General features: G+C 75.0%; 20 protein-coding genes. 12 read left to right on the forward strand and 8 right to left on the reverse strand.

Annotated elements, in window-relative coordinates:
* Positions 1-247 precede the first annotated feature (247 nt).
* The gene (locus tag ACWC97_RS15870; RefSeq protein WP_450649753.1) at positions 248-832 is read left to right on the forward strand and encodes an adenosylcobinamide amidohydrolase; all 585 of its coding nucleotides are present in this window, start codon (positions 248-250) and stop codon (positions 830-832) included.
* 11 nt (positions 833-843) lie between these two features.
* Here the strand turns inward: ACWC97_RS15870 and ACWC97_RS15875 are convergent, their stop codons facing one another.
* Positions 844-1,749: an RNA polymerase sigma factor SigF gene (locus tag ACWC97_RS15875; protein ID WP_450649755.1), complete on the reverse strand. Its 906-nt coding sequence runs from the start codon at positions 1,747-1,749 to the stop codon at positions 844-846.
* 423 nt (positions 1,750-2,172) lie between these two features.
* Between ACWC97_RS15875 and ACWC97_RS15880 the strand changes: the two genes are divergently transcribed.
* From ACWC97_RS15880 to ACWC97_RS15905, 6 genes are all read left to right on the forward strand, one after another.
* Positions 2,173-3,093 carry an NADP-dependent oxidoreductase gene (locus ACWC97_RS15880; protein WP_450649757.1) on the forward strand — a complete coding sequence of 307 codons (921 nt, stop codon included), beginning with the start codon at positions 2,173-2,175 and terminating at the stop codon, positions 3,091-3,093.
* Complete coding sequence (locus tag ACWC97_RS15885; protein WP_450649759.1) at positions 3,090-3,839, forward strand: GNAT family N-acetyltransferase; 750 nt, start codon at positions 3,090-3,092, stop codon at positions 3,837-3,839. Before ACWC97_RS15880 ends, ACWC97_RS15885 begins: the two co-directional genes overlap by 4 nt.
* A 178-nt stretch (positions 3,840-4,017) precedes the next feature.
* Positions 4,018-5,232 carry a PP2C family protein-serine/threonine phosphatase gene (locus ACWC97_RS15890; protein WP_385212485.1) on the forward strand — a complete coding sequence of 405 codons (1,215 nt, stop codon included), beginning with the start codon at positions 4,018-4,020 and terminating at the stop codon, positions 5,230-5,232.
* Positions 5,233-5,320: 88 nt separating this feature from the next.
* Positions 5,321-5,992, forward strand: a complete 672-nt coding sequence (locus tag ACWC97_RS15895; RefSeq protein WP_450649761.1) for a TetR family transcriptional regulator — start codon at positions 5,321-5,323, stop codon at positions 5,990-5,992.
* Positions 5,989-6,762: an SDR family NAD(P)-dependent oxidoreductase gene (locus ACWC97_RS15900; protein ID WP_352277942.1), complete on the forward strand. Its 774-nt coding sequence runs from the start codon at positions 5,989-5,991 to the stop codon at positions 6,760-6,762. Before ACWC97_RS15895 ends, ACWC97_RS15900 begins: the two co-directional genes overlap by 4 nt.
* 59 nt (positions 6,763-6,821) lie before the next feature.
* Complete coding sequence (locus ACWC97_RS15905) at positions 6,822-7,862, forward strand: NAD(P)-dependent alcohol dehydrogenase (RefSeq protein ID WP_352277944.1); 1,041 nt, start codon at positions 6,822-6,824, stop codon at positions 7,860-7,862.
* 36 nt (positions 7,863-7,898) lie between these two features.
* Here the strand turns inward: ACWC97_RS15905 and ACWC97_RS15910 are convergent, their stop codons facing one another.
* Together ACWC97_RS15910 and ACWC97_RS15915 are read right to left on the reverse strand one after the other, a co-directional pair.
* The gene (locus ACWC97_RS15910) at positions 7,899-8,501 is read right to left on the reverse strand and encodes a phosphatase PAP2 family protein (RefSeq protein WP_450649764.1); all 603 of its coding nucleotides are present in this window, start codon (positions 8,499-8,501) and stop codon (positions 7,899-7,901) included.
* Positions 8,501-9,175 carry a DedA family protein gene (locus tag ACWC97_RS15915; RefSeq protein ID WP_450649766.1) on the reverse strand — a complete coding sequence of 225 codons (675 nt, stop codon included), beginning with the start codon at positions 9,173-9,175 and terminating at the stop codon, positions 8,501-8,503. The genes ACWC97_RS15910 and ACWC97_RS15915 overlap by 1 nt, the downstream gene beginning before the upstream one ends.
* Before the next feature lie 254 nt (positions 9,176-9,429).
* Between ACWC97_RS15915 and ACWC97_RS15920 the strand changes: the two genes are divergently transcribed.
* A complete protein-coding gene (locus ACWC97_RS15920; protein ID WP_352278028.1) occupies positions 9,430-9,762 on the forward strand; it encodes a BlaI/MecI/CopY family transcriptional regulator in 333 nt (110 codons plus the stop codon).
* Complete coding sequence (locus tag ACWC97_RS15925; protein WP_450649768.1) at positions 9,759-10,697, forward strand: M56 family metallopeptidase; 939 nt, start codon at positions 9,759-9,761, stop codon at positions 10,695-10,697. The genes ACWC97_RS15920 and ACWC97_RS15925 overlap by 4 nt, the downstream gene beginning before the upstream one ends.
* 21 nt (positions 10,698-10,718) lie before the next feature.
* On the opposite strand, the gene ACWC97_RS15930 is transcribed toward ACWC97_RS15925, so the two are convergent.
* Complete coding sequence (locus ACWC97_RS15930) at positions 10,719-11,216, reverse strand: NUDIX domain-containing protein (protein WP_352277950.1); 498 nt, start codon at positions 11,214-11,216, stop codon at positions 10,719-10,721.
* Between the two features lie 434 nt (positions 11,217-11,650).
* On the opposite strand from ACWC97_RS15930, the gene ACWC97_RS15935 reads away from it, so the two are divergent.
* The gene (locus tag ACWC97_RS15935; RefSeq protein WP_450649770.1) at positions 11,651-15,067 is read left to right on the forward strand and encodes a phosphodiester glycosidase family protein; all 3,417 of its coding nucleotides are present in this window, start codon (positions 11,651-11,653) and stop codon (positions 15,065-15,067) included.
* Between the two features lie 49 nt (positions 15,068-15,116).
* Here ACWC97_RS15935 and ACWC97_RS15940 read toward each other — a convergent pair whose 3' ends face one another.
* From ACWC97_RS15940 to ACWC97_RS15955, 4 genes are all read right to left on the reverse strand, one after another.
* Complete coding sequence (locus ACWC97_RS15940) at positions 15,117-15,527, reverse strand: PTS-dependent dihydroxyacetone kinase phosphotransferase subunit DhaM (protein ID WP_352277953.1); 411 nt, start codon at positions 15,525-15,527, stop codon at positions 15,117-15,119.
* Positions 15,524-16,129, reverse strand: a complete 606-nt coding sequence (gene dhaL / locus ACWC97_RS15945) for a dihydroxyacetone kinase subunit DhaL (RefSeq protein ID WP_450649773.1) — start codon at positions 16,127-16,129, stop codon at positions 15,524-15,526. Before dhaL ends, ACWC97_RS15940 begins: the two co-directional genes overlap by 4 nt.
* A gap of 54 nt (positions 16,130-16,183) precedes the next feature.
* The gene (gene dhaK, locus ACWC97_RS15950; RefSeq protein WP_352277956.1) at positions 16,184-17,176 is read right to left on the reverse strand and encodes a dihydroxyacetone kinase subunit DhaK; all 993 of its coding nucleotides are present in this window, start codon (positions 17,174-17,176) and stop codon (positions 16,184-16,186) included.
* 146 nt (positions 17,177-17,322) lie between these two features.
* A complete protein-coding gene (locus ACWC97_RS15955; RefSeq protein ID WP_450649775.1) occupies positions 17,323-17,877 on the reverse strand; it encodes a hypothetical protein in 555 nt (184 codons plus the stop codon).
* A gap of 78 nt (positions 17,878-17,955) precedes the next feature.
* Between ACWC97_RS15955 and ACWC97_RS15960 the strand changes: the two genes are divergently transcribed.
* Positions 17,956-18,648: a response regulator transcription factor gene (locus ACWC97_RS15960; RefSeq protein ID WP_352277959.1), complete on the forward strand. Its 693-nt coding sequence runs from the start codon at positions 17,956-17,958 to the stop codon at positions 18,646-18,648.
* Positions 18,645-20,009: an ATP-binding protein gene (locus ACWC97_RS15965; RefSeq protein ID WP_450649777.1), complete on the forward strand. Its 1,365-nt coding sequence runs from the start codon at positions 18,645-18,647 to the stop codon at positions 20,007-20,009. Before ACWC97_RS15960 ends, ACWC97_RS15965 begins: the two co-directional genes overlap by 4 nt.
* Positions 20,010-20,026 lie beyond the last annotated feature (17 nt).

The following is a 20,026-nucleotide window of genomic DNA, read 5'->3' on the forward strand; positions in this document are numbered from 1 at the left end:
CACCCGGCCGAAGCGTTGCGCCATTCGGGTGATTCGATGGCCGGATCCGGCCGGTGCACGGTGGTGGCCGGCTTCGAACGGGCGCGGGGTACGTTGGCCTCCCGCACCGGGCCGACGGCGGAGAACGTCGGCCGCAGCCCCGCCGAGCCACCGGGAGTGTCCCATCCGTACCGTACGCAGCCTGCTGCCCGGACAGCGCGGCGAACTGCTCGCCCGGCACGAGGACGGTGCGGAGCTGCACCATCTGGTGTGGCGGCTGGGCCCGGGGTGGCGGGTCTGCGGCAGCGCGGTGCTCGGTGGCGGCATCGGCCCGCGTGAGTGGATCCTCAACGCCCAGGTGCCCGGCGGCTACCCGCGGACGGACCCCGACCGGCACCTCGCGGAGATCGCCGCCGCCGAACGGCTCACCGGCCCCGGCGCCGGGCTGATGACGGCCGCCGACGTGACCGCGTACACCGTGGCGGCCGACGGCGGGGTGACCGCGACCGCCACCTGCGGACTCGGGGTACGGGGCTGGGCCGCGGCCCCGGCCGAGGGCATCGACGGCCCGCCGCCCCCGGGCACGGTCAACATCGTGGTCACCGTCCCGGCGCCGCTCTCCGACGCCGCGCTCGTCAACGCCGTCGCCACGGCCACCGAGGCGAAGGTGCAGGCGCTTCTGGACGCGGGCCTGGACTGCTCGGGCACCCCCACGGACGCCGTCTGCGTCGCCGCCCCGGACCCGGGGGCGGGGCCCGCCGAACCCTTCGCGGGACCCCGCTCGCGCTGGGGCGCGCGACTCGCCAGGGCGGTGCACGCCGCCGTGCGCGAAGGAGCGCTCCGCCAGCGCTGAGCGGGCCCGGCTCACTCCTCCACGAGCAGCCCGCCGCGGAGCTTGCGCAGGATCCGGCTGATCAGCCGCGAGACGTGCATCTGCGAGATGCCGAGCTCCGCACCGATCAGGGACTGCGTCATCTCATGGCCGAAACGCAGGTCGATGATGCGGCGCTCGCGCTCGTCCAGGCCGTCCAGCAGCGGGGCCAGCGTGTGCAGGTTCTCGACCGCCTCCAGTGCCGGGTCGGGGCCGCCCAGCACCTCCGCGAAGGTGCGCGCCGGTGCGCGGAGCCGCCCCGCGTCCGAGGCGTCGGCCGGTACGTCCAGGGAGCCCGCCGCGTACCCGTTGGCCGCGACGATGCCCTCGATGATCTCGTCCTCGCCCAGCCCCATCCGCTCGGCCAGCTCCCGGACCGTGGGTTCCCGGTCCAGCTCGGTGAGGAGCGCCTCCTTGGCCCGGGCCAGGTCGACCCGCAGCTCCTGGAGGCGGCGCGGCACGTGGACCGCCCAGGTGGTGTCGCGGAAGAACCGCTTGATCTCCCCGGTGATGTAAGGGACCGCGAAGGAGGTGAACTCGACCTCGCGGGACAGCTCGAACCGGTCGATGGCCTTGATCAGCCCGATGGTGCCGACCTGGACGATGTCCTCCATGTCGTCGCCCCGGTTGCGGAACCGGCCCGCGGCGAACCGGACGAGCGAGAGGTTCATCTCGATCAGGGTGTTGCGCGCGTACTGATGGGCGGGGGTCCCCTCCTCCAGGTTCTGGAGGCGGTCGAAGAAGAGCCGGGACAGCTCGCGGGCGTCGGCGGGGGCGACCCGTCCCGCGTCCTCGATCCACGGCAGGCCGCCGATGTCGCCGACGGAGGCCGGCGGCGGTCCGGGCCGGGCACCCTCCGCTCGCTCCGCACCGGCGGTCCGCGCAGTGTGCGCCCTCATTCCGTCACGCTCCCCTGGTCGTAGCCCGTGAGGTGTATGCACATGCCCAGGGACGCGGCACCCATGCGGACGGACCGGTGCCTGGCCGGGCCGTGTACCCCAGGATGGCCGGGAATCGCCGTACGCGTCGACCGGCCGCCGGGCGGGGCCGTGCGGACAGCGCAACCGCCCCACCGGTACGGGGGAGCCCGGTGGGGCGGTCGTCCTTCAGACTGCCACAGCCGGGGGGCGGTACGGGGCCGACCGGCGCATATGCGGCGCTAGTTGAGTCGAAATCGACGGTCCCGCCCCGCGGCTCCCGGCCCCACCGGGCACCCGACGGAACCGGAACCTGGGAATACCCGGGCGGGCGGGGGACTTGCCGCTGCTGGGCGGCCGGTGCGGCCGCCCAGCCGGTGCCCTGCGGCAGCAGAGAGGAAGCCCATGCCCAAGGCGTATGTGTTCACCCGCTACGGCGGTCCCGAGACGGAGGCCCTCGCCGAGCAGGACAAACCGGTACCCGGACCGGGCGAACTGCTCGTCGCGGTCCGGGCCGCCGGGGTCAACCCGGTCGACTGGAAACTGCGCACGGGGTACGTCAGGCCCGGCAGCGAGCCGCAGCCCTTCCCCACCGTGTTCGGCAGCGAGGCCGCCGGGACGGTCGAGGCAGTCGGTCCGGACACCGAGGGCTTCGCGGTCGGCGACGAGGTCTTCGGCAACCCGGTGACCGGCGGCTACGCCGAGTACACGCTGCTGCCCGTCGCCGTCACCGCGCACAAGCCCGCCGGGCTGTCCTTCACCGACGCGGCGACGCTGCCGGTCGCGGCGGCCACCGCGTACGACGCGATCCACCAGCTGGACCTGGCGGCGGGGGCGACCCTGCTGATCACCGGCGCCGGTGGCGGGGTCGGCAGTGCCGCGATCCAGCTCGCCCGACACCGGGGCGTCCGAGTGGTCGGCGTCGCGAGCCCGGCCAAGAAGGAGTTCGTCGAGTCGCTCGGCGCGGTGCACGTCGCGTCCGGCCCCGGACTCGCCGAGCGGGTGCGGAAGGCGGCCCCCGAAGGGGTGGACGCGGTCGTCGACCTGGTCGGCGGCGAGACCCTGCGGGCCGCGGCGGCCCTGCTCGACGACCCGGCCGGCCTGATCGGCATCGGGGACAAGCAGCTCGTGGTGGAGCTCGGCGGCGCGGCCGTCCGGCGGGCCCGCAACGCGGCGGTCCTCGAAGCGCTGGCGCGGCTCACCGAGGACGGCGTGCTGCGGACCCATGTCGACCGGACCTACCCGCTCACCCGGGCGGGCGACGCGCTGCGCGCCGTGGAGCAGGGCCACGCACGCGGCAAGACCGTGATCGAGGTGGCCCGGTGAGGGCTCCGGACGGCACGCATCCGCTGGACAACCCGGTCCGCGCCGCGCTGACCGGGCCGCACGCCCGGTTCGCCGAGCGCCGTGGCCGGATCCTGCGCTACCCGGTGGACGTGGCCCCGTGGGTCGCCCTCCCGGACGAGCCGGAGGCCCGGGACTGGGCGGACGCGGCGGCCCTGGTCGGGCCCGGCGGCGCCATCAGCATCACCGCCTTCCGCGAGCCGCCGCCGGACGGCTGGGAGGTCGTCTTCGACATCGACGGCGTCCAGCTCGTCGACGCCGGGGTCGCCACCGAATCCTTCCCCGGCGCCGTGCGGCTCGGCCCCGCCGACGTACCGGAGATGCTCGCCCTGGTCGAGCGGACCCGGCCGGGCCCGTTCCTGCCCCGCACCGTCGAGCTCGGCACCTACCTCGGGGTGCGGCGCGAGGGGGTGCTCGTCGCCATGGCGGGCGAGCGGATGGTCCTGCCGGGCTGGTCCGAGATCAGCGCCGTCTGCACCGACGAGTCCGTGCGCGGGCAGGGCCTGGGCACCGGACTGGTGCGTGCCGTCTCCCACGCGATCAAGGAGCGCGGCGACACGCCGTTCCTGCACGCGGCCGCCGCCAACACGAATGCCGTCCGGCTCTACGAAGCCATGGGGTTCGTGCTCCGCCGCCGCACGTCCTTCCTCGGGGCGCTGGCCCCGGACCGGCCGGCCTCCGACCTGTCGGCCTCCGACGGCGACCGCCCCGCCGCGGCCGTGCGCTGACCCCGGCCCGGGGTGTCCGGCCGGCCTCTGCCGGACACCCCGCCCGGCCGGACGGTCCGGTTCTCGGGACCTTCGGCGCGGACCGGAAGGCCCTACGACTCGTGTGCCGCGCCCGGATGCGGGGTGCACTGGTAAGGAGTGCCGGCACCGGGCCGGCGGGTCCCGGGAGGAGTCGGCCGTGAGGATCGGGCTTCGACGCCTGTTCTCCGTACCCGGAGCGGTGCTCCCGGGGACGGACGCGGGGGAGGAGGCCGTACGCGCGCCACGGGTCCGCAACCCTGTGCTGTTCGGCATCCTGGCCCTGCTGACGGCCGTGTTCGTCCTGGTGGACGTCCGGACCGCCGGTGAGCTCCGCCTGGTGCCGCTGCTGGTGGTGGTCCCCGCCCTCGTCTCCGTCTTCGGGACGATCCGGCAGACCGCCGTCGTATCCCTCCTGATCATGCTGGTCGTCACCGGATCGCACCTGTCGACCGGCGGCTCCCGCGGGGACGTCCTCACCGGCATCGTCTTCACCGTGCTGGCCTGCTGCCTGGGCATCGGCGCCTGCGTCCTGCGCGTCCGGCACGCCACCCAGATCGCCCGGCTGCGCTCCGCCGCCGTCGCCCTCCAGCGCCAGATCCTGCGCCCGCTGCCCATCCTGACCGACCAGGTCCTGGCCCACGGCATCTACACCCCGATCGAGGAGGACCGCCTGGTCGGGGGCGACATCTACGAGGTCGTCCAGTCGCCCTACGGGACCCGGGTGATCATCGGGGACGTCCAGGGCAAGGGGGTCGCCGCGATCGGGGCCGGCTTCGCCGTGCTCGGGGCCTTCCGGGAGGCGGCCATCCGCGAGCCCGCCCTGACGGGCGTGGTCGACGCCCTGGAGGACGCGGTCGCCCGGCACAACACGTTCTCCGCCCAGACCGGGGAGACCGAACGCTTCGTCACCGCCCTGGTGCTCGGCTTCGACGGGAGCGACCGGGTCGAGGCCGTCAACTGCGGCCATCTGCCGCCCCGGCTGCTGCACGGGGGCGTGGCCGCCGCCGTACCGCTGCGTCACACCTCCGTGCCGCTGGGCATGGCGGAGCTCAGCCACGAGGGCAGGGCCGCCGAGCGGCTGGACTTCCCGCCCGGCGCCACGCTGCTGCTGTGCACCGACGGGGTCACCGAGGCCCGTGACGCCTCCGGCGCCTTCTACCCGCTCGACGCCCGACTGGGCCGCTGGGCGGAACGGGCCCCGTACGACGTGCTGACGGAGCTCGACGCCGACCTGGACTCCTTCTCCGGAGGCGTACGGCGGGACGACATCGCCGCACTCGCCCTGCGCCGGGCGGTGGCCGGTGACCCCGCCCGCGGCGGTGCGGCCGGGCACGGCGCCCGCCGGTCCGCCGAGGCGTTCGGCGGCCGGTAGGGGCGGCCCGGAGCGGCGCGCCGCACGATCGAATGTCCCGCCGGGACTCATGTCGCGGTGGGACATTTTTTAGGTGTACGGTGCATGTATGAATCCGGAACGGAAGAGCCCGGAGCGGCGGGGCCGCAAGGCCCGCCGGACCCGGGACACGCTGGCGCGGGCCGCCTTCGAGCTGGTGCTCGACCGGGGCCTGAGGAGCGTGACGGTCGAGGAGATCGCGGACCGCGCGGACGTCGACCGGCGCACCTTCAGCCGGTACTTCACGAGCAAGGAGGCCGCGGTCCTGGACTCGATCCGGGGCGACAGCGACCGGATCAACGACGCCCTGCGGGCCCGCCCGGCCGATGAGCCACCGCTCACCGCCTACCGAAGGGCCGTGGAGGACTGGCTGGAGGACCCCGACACCCCGGCCTGGCACCGGCGTGAGCGGATCTTCGAGCTGGTCGTCCTCGCCGAGCGGGAGCCGACCCTCTACGCGGCGTTCCACCACATCCGGGTGGACGCGCAGGAGGACTCGGTCGCCATCCTCGCGGACCGGCTCGGCGTCGACGCCCGGGACGACCTCCGCCCCGCCGTCGCGGTCGCCGCGGGCGCCGGGGCGCTCCTCGCGGCCCAGGCGGCCTGGGCCCGCGCCGACCGACCGGACGACCTGCCCCGACTGATCGGACAGGCGTTCGACGCCCTGGCCGGGGAGCTGCTCACGCGGCCTCCCGGCGGGCAGGCACCACACCGCACCACCGAAGAAAGCAGAGACCGATGAGCACCACCCCCACCCCCGCCGACCAGGAGTTCACCGGCCGGACCGCCCTCGTCACCGGCGGTGCCTCCGGCATCGGCCTGGCGCTGGCCCGCAGGCTGGCCGCGGGCGGCGCCGCCGTCGTCGTCGCCGACTACGACGAGGCGGGTGCCCGCGAGGCCGCCGCCGAGCTGGCGGGCACCGGGGCCGAGGCCGCCGCCGTCGCCCTGGACGTCACCGACCCCGCCTCCGTCGAAGCGGGCGTACGGTTCGCCGTCGACACCTTCGGCGCCCTGCACCTCGCCGTCAACAACGCGGGCATCGCCGGACCCTCCAACCCCACCGGCGCCTACGAGGTCAAGGACTGGGACCGGGTCGTCGCCACCAACCTCAGCGGCGTCTTCTACTCGATGCGCTACGAACTCCCCGCCATCGTCGAGGCGGGCGGCGGCGCCATCGTCAACATGTCGTCGATCCTCGGCACCAACGGCTTCGCCGGATCGCCCGCGTACGTCGCCGCCAAGCACGGCGTGGTCGGCCTGACCAAGACGGCGGCCCTCGAATACGCGGCCCGCAACGTCCGGATCAACGCCGTGGGCCCCGGCTTCATCGACACCCCGCTGCTCCGGAACACCGACAGCGCGGCCCGCGAGCACCTGATCTCGCTCCACGCGGCCGGACGGCTCGGCACGGCGGAGGAGGTCGCCGAACTGGCCGCCTTCCTGCTCTCCGACCGTGCCTCCTTCGTCCACGGGAGCTACCACCTGGTGGACGGCGGCTACTCCGCCGCCTGATTGGCGCACGGGGGCAACGGGGGTGAAGTCGTGCAGAGATCGAACGTGAGGAGAACTCCATGAAGGCCGTCCAGTACCGCACCGTGGGCGCGGCGCCCGAGGTCGTCACCGTGCCCGACCCGGAGCCCGGTCCCGGCCAGGTGCTGCTGAAGGTCACCGCCGCGGGCGTCTGCCACTCCGACATCGCCGTGATGAGCTGGCCCGCGGAGCAGATCCCGTTCCCGCTGCCGCTCACCCTCGGCCACGAGGGCGTGGGCACCGTCGCCGCGCTCGGCGACGGGGTGAGCGGGCTCGCGGTCGGCGACGCCGTCGCGGTGTACGGCCCCTGGGGCTGCGGCACCTGCGTCAAGTGCGCCGAGGGCAAGGAGAACTACTGCCTGCGCGCCAAGGAGCTCGGCATCGCCCCGCCCGGACTGGGTGCCCCCGGCGCCATGGCCGAGTACATGATCGTCGACGACCCGCGCCACCTGGTGCCGCTCGGCGGACTCGACCCGGTGCAGGCCGTGCCGCTCACCGACGCGGGCCTGACCCCGTACCACGCGATCAAGCGCTCGCTGCCCAAGCTGGTCCCCGGCGCCACCGCCGTGGTCATCGGCACGGGCGGGCTGGGCCATGTCGCGATCCAGTTGCTGCGGGCCATGACGGCCGTACGGGTCGTCGCCCTCGACGTCTCCGAGGAGAAGCTGGCCCTGGCCCGCGAGGTCGGGGCCCATGAGACCGTCCTGTCCGACGAGGGCGCGGCGGCGAGGATCCGGGAACTCACCGGTGGGATCGGAGCCCAGGTCGTCCTGGACTTTGTCGGGGCCCCGCCCACCGTCGCCACCGCCGGGGCGGCGGCCGCGATCGACTCCGACGTCACGATCGTCGGCATCGGCGGCGGCGCGCTGCCGGTCGGCTTCGGCTCCCTGCCGTACAACACGACGGTGACCTCCCCGTACTGGGGGTCGCGCGCCGAGCTCGCCGAGGTGCTCGACCTCGCCCGCGCCGGGGCGGTCCGGGTGCACGTGGAGACGTACACCCTGGACGAGGCGCCGCTGGCGTACGAGCGGCTGCACCACGGGAAGATCAACGGTCGCGCGGTCATCCTCCCCCACGGCTGACCCGGCCGGCCGGGGCCCGTCCGCACGGGCCCCGGCTCACCGCGTGGCGACCAGCGGCCGCAGCGCGGTGCCGCGCATCCGGTCCACCGCCGGGGCGCAGCGCCGCGCCGCGACCGTCAGCGGCCAGGCGACGACCACCCCGGTCACCAGCGCGGCCAGCACGTCGTGCGGGTAGTGCGCGCCGACCCACACCCGGGACGCGGCCATCAGCGCGGCGGCGGTCACCGCGACCGCGCCGAGTCTGCGGTCGGCCAGCCAGATCGCGGTCGCCGCGGCCACCGCGATCGCGGTGTGGTTGCTGGGGAAGGACCAGTCGTTCAGCGGCGGGCAGGCCTCCACCGTCACGACCTGGAGGGTCCGGCAGGGGCGCTGCTCGTGGAAGGCGGACTTGACCAGCTCGTTGGCGAGGAAGGCGGCCACCACGACCAGCGGGGCGCTCAGCGCCATGGCGGTCCGCGCCGGGTCGCCGGAGCGCGAGCGCCACCAGGACATGAGCATCAGCAGGGCGAACAGGGCGAGCCCGTAGTCCGTCCAGAGGCGGACGGCGGTGTCCAGGGCGGCGGGGGAGCGCTGCGCCAGCTCCGTGACCCAGGTGTACAGGCCGCCGTCGAACGAGGCGGCGGTGGAGGCGAGGTGCATCAGCCGTTCTCTCCTTCCGCCCCGGCGGCCCGGCGGTTGCGGGACCGGAGCAGTTCGACGGCGAGCGGGATCAGGGAGACCACGACCACGAGGGCGACGATCGGCAGCAGATAGCGGTCGACGTTCGGCACCGAGGAGCCCAGCGCGTAACCCGCCAGGACCAGCCCCACCGTCCAGACCAGCCCGCCGACCGCCTGCCAGAGCGCGAACACCCCGGCCGGTACGTTGAGCGCCCCGGCCAGCGGGTTGAGCACCGTACGCACCACGGGGACGAAGCGGGCCAGCACGATCGCCCGCGCGTGCCCGTATCTGCCCAGCAGCTCCTCGGCGCGGGCGGCGCCCTCGTGCAGCCGCCGGGAGCGGCTGCGGGCGAGCAGGGCCCGGCCGCCCCGCCCGCCGATCCAGTACCCCGTCTGGGCGCCGAGCAGCGCGCCGGCCACGGCGGCGACCAGGACCTGCGGCAGTGACAGGTGCACCGGGCCGTGGGCGCCCGGCACACAGAGCAGGCCCGCGGTGAAGAGCAGGGAATCGCCGGGCAGGAAGAAGCCGACGAGCAGCCCCGTCTCGGCGAACAGCACGACGGCGATGCCGAGCGCGCCGAACGCCGCGAGCAGCGAACCCGCGTCCAGCGGGTTCACCGCCAGCGGCACGGAGGCCAGTGAGAATCCGGACACGGTGGTGGGTCTCCCATAATGGTGAGCGGGCGGCCGACGGGGCGCCCGGACTGACTACAGTGGCGTAGACGGTCTACATCACTGTAGACGCCCGATGGGGGAGGAGAGTTCCCATGTCCCAGGCGAAGGGGATACCGAACGGGGAGACAGCCCCCGACCCGCACCGCGAACCGCCCTCCCGGCCCGCCCCCGGCACCCCCCGCCCGGCCGCCACGAGCCCCGGCGCCGCACCGGAGCGCCGCCCTTCCGGCGAGCTGGAATCCACGATCCTCACGGCCCTGTGGGCGGCCGGAACCCCCCTCACCCCCGGCCAGGTCCAGAGCGCCATCGGCCCCTCCCTCGCCCGCACCACCGTCACCACGATCCTGTCCCGCCTGTACGAGAAGGGCGCCGTCGCCCGCAGCCGCGCCGGCCGCGGATTCGCCTACACCCCCACCGAGGACGAGCCCGGACTGACCGCCCGCCGGATGCACAGCGAACTGCGCAAGCGCGAGGACCGGGGCACCGTCCTGGCCCGGTTCGTCTCGCAGCTCACCGACGAGGACGAGCGACTGCTCCGGGAGCTGCTCGACGGGGAGGCCCCATGATCTACGCCGTCTGGATCCCCCTGCTGATGCCGTTCCTGGTGGTGCCCGCGGCCCGTCGCCTCGCCGACGCGCTGGCACCCGCCCGCGCCGTGCTGCTGCTCACCGCGACCGGCGCCGGCCTCGCCCTGTCCGGCCTCCTCGCCCTGGCGCTGCTCGTGGTCCCCGGCGCGACCCGCTTCTCCGTCGTCTCCGCCCTCGGCGAGCTGGTCCGGCCCCCGGCCGGGGCCGCCCCGGCCGTCGCCGTCCCCCTGGCGGCCGCCGCGTTGGCCCTGCTGCTCGGCTGCGCCACCGCCGTCGCCCGCACCGTCCGCCGCCACTGGGCGGAGCTGGGGACCGCCGCACCGGCCGGGGGACCGGCGGACGGTGAACTGACCGTGCTGCCCGACAGCCGCCCCGACGCCTACGCCCTCCCCGGACGCCCCGGCACCCCCGGCCGGATCGTCGTCACCACCGGAATGCTCCACGCCCTCGACCCCGCCGAACGCGAGGCGCTGCTCGCCCACGAACGCGCCCACCTCACCGGCCGCCACCACCTCTTCACCGTCGTCGCCGAGGCGGCCGCGCTCTGCCACCCCGCGCTGCGCTCCCTGCGCGCCCCCATGCGGTACGCCCTGGAGCGCTGCGCCGACGAGGCCGCGGCATCGGCCGTCGGGGACCGGCGGATCGCCGCCCGCGCCATCGGCCGGGCCGCCCTCGCCGCCCGCGCCGACGAGAGCGCCGCACCGACCCGCCCGAGGGCCGCGCTCGCCGCCGCGGCCGGTCCCGTACCGCGCCGGGTCGCCGCCCTGCTCGGCCGCGCCCCCGCACGCCGCCGCGCGGGGCGCGCCGCGGCCGCCGTACTGCTCGCCTGCCTGGTCGTCTCCGGTGCCGCCGCGCTCGACGCGACGGACGACCTGCACAGCAGCATCGAGGCCGCCCAGGTCGGCCACGGCTGACCCGGCGGGGCCGGGCCCCGGTCAGGGCGCGGCCGGCCCCTCCGCCAGCCGCTCGCGCAGCCGGTCGAGGAAGACCCGCTGCCCGGCCACGAGCCGCCCGGCCGCCTCCTCGGGCGCGCACCAGGCGAACCGGTCGACCTCCGGGAACTCCCGCTCCACCCCCGACCCCCTCGGCCACTCCATGGTGAACGTCCCCGGGACCGCCGAAGCGGCGTCGACATCGGCCTCCAGCGCCCACACGGTCACGGTCTTCCCCCCGGACTGACGGCTCTCGCCCAACGCGATCCACGGCCCCTCCGGCACCGGGTGCCCGAACTCCTCCCCGAACTCGCGGCGGGCCGCCGCGGCCGGCTCCTCGCCGGGGCCGTACTCCCCCTTGGGGACCGACCACGCCGCCTGCTCCCGGCGCGCCCAGAACGGGCCGCCCATGTGCCCGATGAGCACCTCGAAACCGGTCCCGCCCGTACGGCGGAACAGCAGAAGACCCGCACTGCGCGTGGTGCGCCCCGGTGATGGCATGCCGTCAAGTCTGCGCCCCGGCCCCGGCGTACCGGCGCCGACGACACCCCCTCTTCCGGGACGTGCTTCGAAAGTACCGGGGCGGCCTTCCGCCTCGCGATCGCACGCACCGGGCACCCGCGGGGCCGCCCTCCGGGCAGACGACGCTCCTTCCGGAGCACGCCCTTGATCATCCACGTCATCGGTCCGACGCCGCCTGTTCTCCGTGAGGTTCCCGATGCCCCCTGGTGTGCCGCCCCGGCCCCGGCCATGCTGTCCGCCGGACACGCCCGCCGCCCGCACCGGGCCGCGCAACCATCGGGAAACCAGGAGGACTTGTGGGCCTTGGCACAGTCGGTACGACGAACGGACCGCGCGGGAGGGCGGCGAGACGGCCCAGGACCGCGGCCCGCCCGCTGGTACTCCTCGCGACGGCGTCCGCCCTGACACTCGGCATGATCCAGCCCGCACTCGCGGACCCGAACCCCGACCCGCGTCCCGGCACGGCCGCCGAGATCCTCCGCCCCGTCGCCCCGCCCCCGGCGAGCAGCGCCCCGAGCGCGTCGCCCCGGGCGCTCGCGGACGGCGACGGCATCGAGACCGCGCGGGCCTCCCGCCCCCTCGCCCCCGGGATCCGGCTCGACTCCTACGACCGGCTGGAATCCGACAAGTGGCTGCGGGTCGACCAGCTCTCGGTCGATCTCGCCGGCAGCGGGGTACGCGCCGACTACCTCTCCTCCGGCAAGGTCTCCGAACGGCGCACCGTCTCCGAACTCGCCGCCCGGCACGACGCCGGTTCCGGCCGCCGGACCGTCGCCGCGATCAACGCCGACTTCTTCGACATCAACCAGACCGGGGCCCCGGAAGGCATCGGCGTCAAGGACGGGGTCCCCGTCCAGTCGCCCGCCCCCGGGATCAACCGGGCCGTCGGCATCGGCCCGGACAGCGCGGGCCGCATCCTCGACCTCTACTTCGAGGGGACGCTCACCCTGCCCTCCGGCCGGCGACCGCTGACCGCGTACAACGCCGCCAATGTGCCGTCCGGCTCCATCGGCGCGTACACCTCCGCCTGGGGGAGCGCCGACCGCGCCCTCACCGTGGACGCCGGGAAACCGGTCGCCGAGGCGGCCGTCCGGGACGGCAGGGTCGTCTCCGTGGCGGACGCGCCCGGATCGGGGCCCGTCCCGGACGGGACCACCTTCCTGATCGGCCGGGAGGCGTCCGCCGCCGCGATCGCCGCGCTCCGGCCCGGCGACCCGGTGTCCCTGGCCTACCGGGCGCGCACCGACTCCGGCGCCGTACCGCGCACCGCCGTCGGCGGCCGGGAACTCCTGGTCGTCGACGGCGTCGCCCAGAACCACGAGGGCGAGGGCAACAACACCGCCGCGCCCCGCACCGCCGTCGGATTCTCCAAGGACGGCCGGGCGATGCAGATCATCACCGTCGACGGCCGCCAGGCGGACAGCGGCGGCGTCACCCTCACCGAACTCGGCCTGATGATGCGCCGGGCCGGCTCGTACAGCGCGCTCAACCTGGACGGCGGCGGCTCCTCGACCCTGGTCGCCCGCGCCCCCGGGAGCGATGCGCTCCAGGTGGAGAACAGCCCGTCCGACGGCAGCGAGCGCACCGTCCCCAACGGCCTCGCCCTCACCGCCCCCGACGGCAGCGGACGGCTCAAGGGCTACTGGGTCCAACCCCGCACCCCCGCCGCCATCGCACCGGGCACCGACCCCGTCAAGGGCGGCCACCCCGACCGGGTCTTCCCCGGCCTCACCCGGCGCCTCACCGCGACCGGCTACGACGAGACGTACGGCCCCGCCCAGGGCGCCCCGCGCTGGAACACCACCCGCGGCTCCGTCGGCACGGTCGACGCCCGCGGGCTCTTCACCGCACGCGCGGGCGGTACCACCGAGGTACGCGCCCAGCACGGACCGGCCCGCGGCACCGCCACCCTCACCGTCCTCGACGAGCTGGCCCGCATCCAGCCCACCACCCGGCGGGTGGGCCTCGCCGACGGCGGAGCCACTGGCACCTTCGGCATCGTCGGGCTCGACGCCCACGGCACCAGCGCTCCCGTCGAACCGCGCGACGTCACGCTCGACTACGACCGCGCGCTCTTCGACATCCGCGACGACGGGCAGGGCTCGTTCACCGTCGCCTCGCGCACCGGCTCCGGCGCCGGGCTGGTCACGGCGACCGTCGCGGGCACCACCACCGTCCTCGCCGTCAGCGTCGGCCTCACCGAACAGGCCGTCTCCTCCTTCGACGACGCCGCGTCCTGGAAGTTCAGCCAGGCACGGGCCGACGGATCGCTGACCGCCACCCCCGACGGCCGCACCGGCACCGGGCTGAGGCTCGACTACGACTTCACCCTCTCCACCGCCACCCGCGCCGCCTACGCCGCCCCGCCCCGGCCGGTCACCGTTCCCGGCCAGCCCCAGTCGTTCAAGCTGTGGATCAAGGGCGACGGCAACGGTGCCTGGCCGACCCTGCACCTCAAGGACGCGGCCGGCTCCGACCAGCTGCTGCGCGGTCCGTACGTGACCTGGACCGGCTGGCGGCAGGTCACCTTCGACGTGCCGCCGGGCACCGCCATGCCGCTCTCCGTCTCCCGCTTCTACCTCGCGGAGACCGCGGCCGCCAAGCAGTACACCGGAGGGATCGTCATCGACGAACTCACCGCCCAGGTGCCGCCCACCGTCGAGCTGCCCGAACAGGCCGCCCCCGCCGATCCGCTGATCGACCCGGCCGCCGTGACCGGCCGCCGGGACTGGAGGTTCGCCGTGATGTCCGACGCCCAGTTCGTCGCCCGCGAACCGGACAGCGCCCTCGTCGCCCAGGCCCGGCGCACCCTGCGCGAGATCAGGGCGGCCGCCCCGGACTTCCTGGTGGTCGCCGGGGACTTCGTCGACGAGGGCTCGCCCGCCGACCTGGCCTTCGCCCACCGGATCCTCGACGAGGAGCTCGGGTCCGCGCTGCCCTGGTACTACGTGCCGGGCAACCACGAGGTGATGGGCGGCCGGATCGACAACTTCGTCCAGGAGTTCGGGCCCGCCCAGCGCACCTTCGACCACAAGGGCACCCGCTTCGTCACCCTCGACACCTCCAGCCTCGGCCTGCGCGGCGGCGGCTTCGCCCAGATCCGGCAGCTCCGCGCCCAGCTGGACGCGGCGGCCAAGGACCGGAGCGTCGACTCGCTGATGCTGATCCAGCACGTCCCGCCGCGCGACCCGACCGTGCAGAAGGGCAGTCAGCTCGGCGACCGCAAGGAGGCCGCCCTGATCGAGCAGTGGCTCGCCGACTTCCGCCGCACCACGGGCAAGGGCGCGGCCTTCATCGGCGGCCACGTGGGGGTCTTCAACGCCTCGCACGTCGACGGAGTGCCCTATCTGATCAACGGGAACTCCGGGAAGGCGCCGGCCGGACCCGCCGCCGAGGGCGGCTTCACCGGATGGTCGCTGGTGGGCGCCGACCGCGTCGGACCGGGCGAACAGGCCGCGGCACGGCAGCGGCCGTGGCGGGGCGGACCCGACTGGGTCTCCGTCCAGACCCGCGCGCACGTCGACGCGGTACGGATCGACGCACCGCCGGTGCTCCAGGCCGGAGGCCGTACGAAGGTCACCGCGACCGTCACCCAGGGCAGCCGCGAGGTCCCGGTCGGCTTCCCGCTGGCGGCGGACTGGACCGGATCCCCGAACGTCCTCATCGGGGACGCGAAGGGACCGGGGCCCCGGCGCACGGCCGTCCTCGACCCGGCCACCGGCACCCTCACCGCGCTCCGGCCGGGCACCGTCACCCTCGCCGTGACGGTGAACGGCACGACCGAGCGGGTACGGATCAGGATCGTCGCGGCCGCCGCCGACGCCGCCTGACGCCACGGGACCCGGGCTGCCCGCACCACGGTGCGGGCAGCCCGTCCGGCTACAGCTTGCGGTACGCGTACGCCTCCGACGCGGCGGCCGCCACCGCCTCGATGTCGCCGCCCGCCGACGCGGTGACCACCGCGGCCACCGCGCCCTCCACGAACGGCGCGTCCACCAGCCGGGAACCGTCCGGCAGTTCGTCGCCCTCGGCCAGCATCGACTTCACCGTGAGCACCGCGCTGCCCAGGTCGACCAGGAGCGCCACACCCGCGCCGGAGTCCACCGACCGGGCGGCCCCGGCGATCAGCTCCGCGCTCGTCCCCAGCCCGCCGCCGGGCAGCCCGCCCGCGGCGGCCACCGGAGCCGTGGCACCGCCCGCCGCCAGCCCCCTGGCCAGCTCCGCCACGGACTCGGCCACCGGACCGCTGTGCGAGACCAGCACGATCCCGACCCCGCCACCGGCGCTCATGCCGCACCCCCGGCCGTTTCGGCCAGTGCGGTGATCAGCAGCGCCGCCGAGGTGGCCCCGGGATCCTGGTGCCCGACGCTGCGCTCGCCCAGATAGCTCGCCCGGCCCTTGCGGGCGAGCATCGGCACCGTGGCCACCGCCCCTGTGTCCGCCGCCTCCCGCGCCGCGTCGAACGAGGTGCCGAGCGCCTCGACGGCCGGCAGCAGCGCATCCAGCATCGTCTTGTCCCCGGCCTTCGCCCCGCCGAGCCGCGCCACCGCGGCGACGCCCTCGGCCAGCGCCCCGGCCAGCTCCCGCTCCGACACGGCGGGGGCGTCGCCCAGGGCCTTGCCGGTGCGCCGCAGCAGCGTCCCGTACAGCGGGCCGGAGGCGCCGCCGACGGTCGAGATGAGCTGCCGCCCGGCCAGTGTCAGCACCGCCCCGGGGGTCCCCGGCCCCTCCTCGGCCAGGACCTTGGTCACCGCGGCGAAGCCGCGCCGCATGTTGCTGCCGTGATCGGCGTCCCCGATCGCGGCGTCGAGGTCGGTGAGACGGTCCGCCTCACGGTCCACCAGGGCGGCGGACGCGGTCATCCAGCGGTGGAAGAAGTCGGTGTCGAGCACATGATCTCCTTGTCGCTCCAGCAGAACGGGCGGGACGGGCGGGGCACGGGCGGATCAACGGCCCCAGCGCAACGCGGGTGTCTCCACCGGCGCGTCCCATAGCCGCAGCAGCTCCTCGTCCACCTGGCAGAGCGTCACCGAACAGCCCGCCATGTCGAGCGAGGTCACATGGTTCCCCACGAGCGTACGGGCCACCGCCACACCCCGCTCGGACAGCACCCGCGCCACCTCCGCGCCGAACCCGTACAGCTCCAGCAGCGGCGTGGCGCCCATGCCGTTGACCAGGACGAGCACCGGCCCGGTCGGCCGCAGGTCGTCCAGGACCGCGCCCACCGCGACGTCCGCGATCTCCCGCGAGGTCATCATCGGCCGCCGCTCCCGGCCGGGCTCGCCGTGGATGCCGATGCCCAGCTCCAGCTCGTCCGGCGGCAGGTCGAAGGTGGGGGAGCCCTTGGCCGGGGTGGTGACCGCGCCCAGCGCCACCCCGAAGCTCCGCGACGACGCGTTGACCTGCCGGGCGACGGCCGCCACCCGGTCCAGCGGCGCGCCCTCCTCGGCCGCCGCTCCGGCGATCTTCTCGACGAAGAGCGTGGCGCCGGTACCCCGCCGCCCCGCGGTGAAGAGGCTGTCCGTCACCGCCACGTCGTCGTCGACCAGCACCTGCTCGACCCGGACGCCGTCCTCCTCGGCGAGCTCCGCGGCCATCTCGAAGTTCAGCACGTCGCCCGTGTAGTTCTTGACGACGAACAGCACGCCCGCGCCGCCGTCGACCGCCGAGGCGGCCCGCACCATCTGGTCCGGCACGGGCGAGGTGAACACCTCGCCGGGGCAGGCGGCCGACAGCATCCCGGGCCCGACGAACCCGGCGTGCAGGGGCTCGTGCCCGGAACCGCCGCCGGAGACCAGCGCCACCTTCCCCGCCACGGGCGCGTCACGGCGCACCACCGTGCGGTTCTCGACGTCCACGACCAGCGCCGGATGGGCGGCCGCCATACCGCGCAGCGCGTCCGCGACCACGGTCTCGGGGGTGTTGATCAGCATGCTCAACGGGGTCTCCTGACGAGAGGGGAAGGCCCGCTCCTCGGGGCAGGAGGCGCGCACCGACCGGGCGGACTCGCCGAGTCGCCGCCGACTCTACTGAGTCGGCGGCGCGTTGTGCCGGAGGCGGCCGGAGGGATGTCCGGCGGGCCGGGCTACTGCCCCTCGATCTCGACGAGCGGCGCGTGCTGGTACCAGGTGCAGAAGACCGAGATCTCCCGGTCGCCCTGGGTGAACGTCACCCGGATCCACTGGGCCGTCTTCCAGACCTGCATCTGCCAGCCGGAGTTCGGGGTCGCCGAGACCAGCTCGGCCGAGGACCGCTCGATGTCGAAGACGACCCGTCCGCCGTCGACGGTGTAGCCCTTGACGTTCGCGGACCCGCCGGGGGCGGTGCGGCTCGGGTCCGGCGCGGGCGGCCGGGCGGGGGCGCGGGGGGCGTCGGGCGACGGGCTCCCGGCGGAGCCGTCCTGCCGCACCCCGCCGGGCTCGGAGCGGGTGGGTTCCGGGGACTTCACCGGACGCCGGGAAGGGGTCTTCCCGGGCTCGGGCAGGCTGTTCGAGGCGCGCTCGGCCTCCGCGATGGGCACGGCGCGGGGAGGGTCGTACGCGGTGCCCGTCATCGCGGTGTGAACTCCCCACCAGGACAGCGTGACAGCGGCTCCCGTGGAGAGCACCCAGGCTATGCTGTGTACCAGTGCTCGTCGCATCGTGGGGCCCATTGCATCATGTGCGCGTCCCGGCAACCGATGCGGGGAGCAGTTCGTTGAACGCCATACAATTTTTCCATGGCTAGTGTGCTCGTCGTCGAGGACGACCGTTTCGTGCGATCAGCCCTCATCAGGCATCTGACCGAGGCCTCGCATGTCGTACGGAGCGTCGGAACCGCCCTCGAAGCACTGCGCGAAGTCTCCCAGTTCCGTTTCGACGTGGTCATTCTCGACCTCGGGCTCCCCGACCTGGACGGGGCCAAGGCGCTGAAGATGCTGCGCGGCATCACCGACGTACCGGTGATCATCGCCACCGCCCGGGACGACGAGACCGAGATCGTGCGGCTGCTCAACGACGGCGCCGACGACTATCTGACCAAGCCGTTCTCCGTCGAGCACCTCTCGGCGCGCATCGCCGCGATCCTGCGGCGCGCCCGCGCGGCCGACACCGGTGGTGCCCCGGTCTCCCAGGTGATCCAGGTCGGCGGGCTCACGATCGACCCGCTCCGCCGACAGGCGGCGCTGGACGGTGCCGCGCTCGATCTGACCCGCCGTGAGTTCGACCTGCTCGCCTTTCTCGCCGGCCGGCCCGGGGTCGTCGTCTCGCGCAAGGAGCTGCTGGCCCAGGTGTGGCAGCAGTCGTACGGCGACGACCAGACGATCGACGTCCATCTGTCGTGGCTGCGGCGGAAGTTGGGCGAGTCCGCGGCGTCGCCGCGCTATCTGCGTACCTTCCGGGGCGTGGGCGTGAAGCTGGAGCCCCCTCGGTGAGATGGGCTCTGGTCAGGGTCTGCCTCGCGGTCACCGTGATGGTGGTGGTCGCCTTCGCGGTGCCGCTCGGACTGGTCGTCAGGGAGATGGCGTCGGACCGGGCGTTCTCGAACGCCGAGCGGCAGGCGGCCGCCATCGGGCCCACGCTCTCCATCACCACCGACCGGACCCAGCTGAGCCGGGCCATGCTCTCCACCGACGCCGGGGCGGCCGGGCGGATGGCCCTGCACATCCCGCCCCACGGCGACCGCCCCGAGGTCGAGCTCGGCCACGGCCGGGCCTCCCGCGACGAGATCGAGGCCGTCCGGCGGCTGGGCCGTTCCGGGATCTCGGACGTACCGGGCGGATCGGCGCTGCTGGCACCCATCGCGCTGAACTCCGCCGAGACCTCGATCGTCGAGGTGTTCGTCTCCGACGCCGATGTCACCGACGGGGTGACCACCGCCTGGATCATGCTGGCCGGGGTCGGTGTCGCGCTGGTCGTCGGCGCGGTCGCGGTGGCCGACCGGCTCGGCGTACGGCTGATCCAGCCGGCCGAGCAGCTCGCGGACGCCGCGCTCGAACTGGGCGAGGGCAGGCTCGGCGTACGGGTGCCCGAGGACGGGCCCACCGAGCTGAAGCAGGCCGCGGTCGCCTTCAACTCCATGGCCGACCAGGTGGTGCGGCTGCTCGCCAACGAACGCGAACTCGCCGCGGACCTCTCGCACCGGCTGCGCACGCCCCTGACGGTGCTCCGGCTCAACGCCGCCTCGCTGGGCGAGGGGCCCGCCGCCGAGCACACCAGGGCCGCCGTCGAGCAGCTGGAGCGCGAGGTCGACACGATCATCCGCACCGCCCGCGAGGCCAGGCCGCGCACCGGCGTGCCGGTCCCCGGGGCGGGCTGCGACGCGGCCGAGGTGATCCGCGAGCGGATGGACTTCTGGTCCGCGCTCGCCGAGGACGAGGGGCGCCCGGTGAGCGTCGCGGGCATCGACCGCCCCGTACGGATCCCGGTGGCCCGGGCCGACCTGGTGGCCGCGCTCGACGCCCTGCTGGGCAACGTCTTCCGGCACACCCCGGAGGGCACCGCCTTCTCGGTGGACGTGCACAACGGCGGTGACGTGGTGATCGTGCTGGTCTCCGACGCGGGGCCCGGCATTCCGGACCCGGCGGCGGCCCTCGCCCGGGGCAACGGCGACGGCCGCACCGGTTCGACCGGGCTCGGGCTCGACATCGTCCGGCGGATGGCGGAGGCCACCGGCGGCGATGTCCGCGTCGGCCGGTCCGTCCTCGGCGGGACCGAGATCCGGATCTTGCTCCAGCTGGACGGCGGCCGCCCCGAACCGGGGCGCCGCCGTCGCGGCGCGGGGCGCCGCCGCTGACGCCCCGGACCGGGGCG

The organism is Streptomyces sp. NPDC001108, assembly GCF_053598535.1.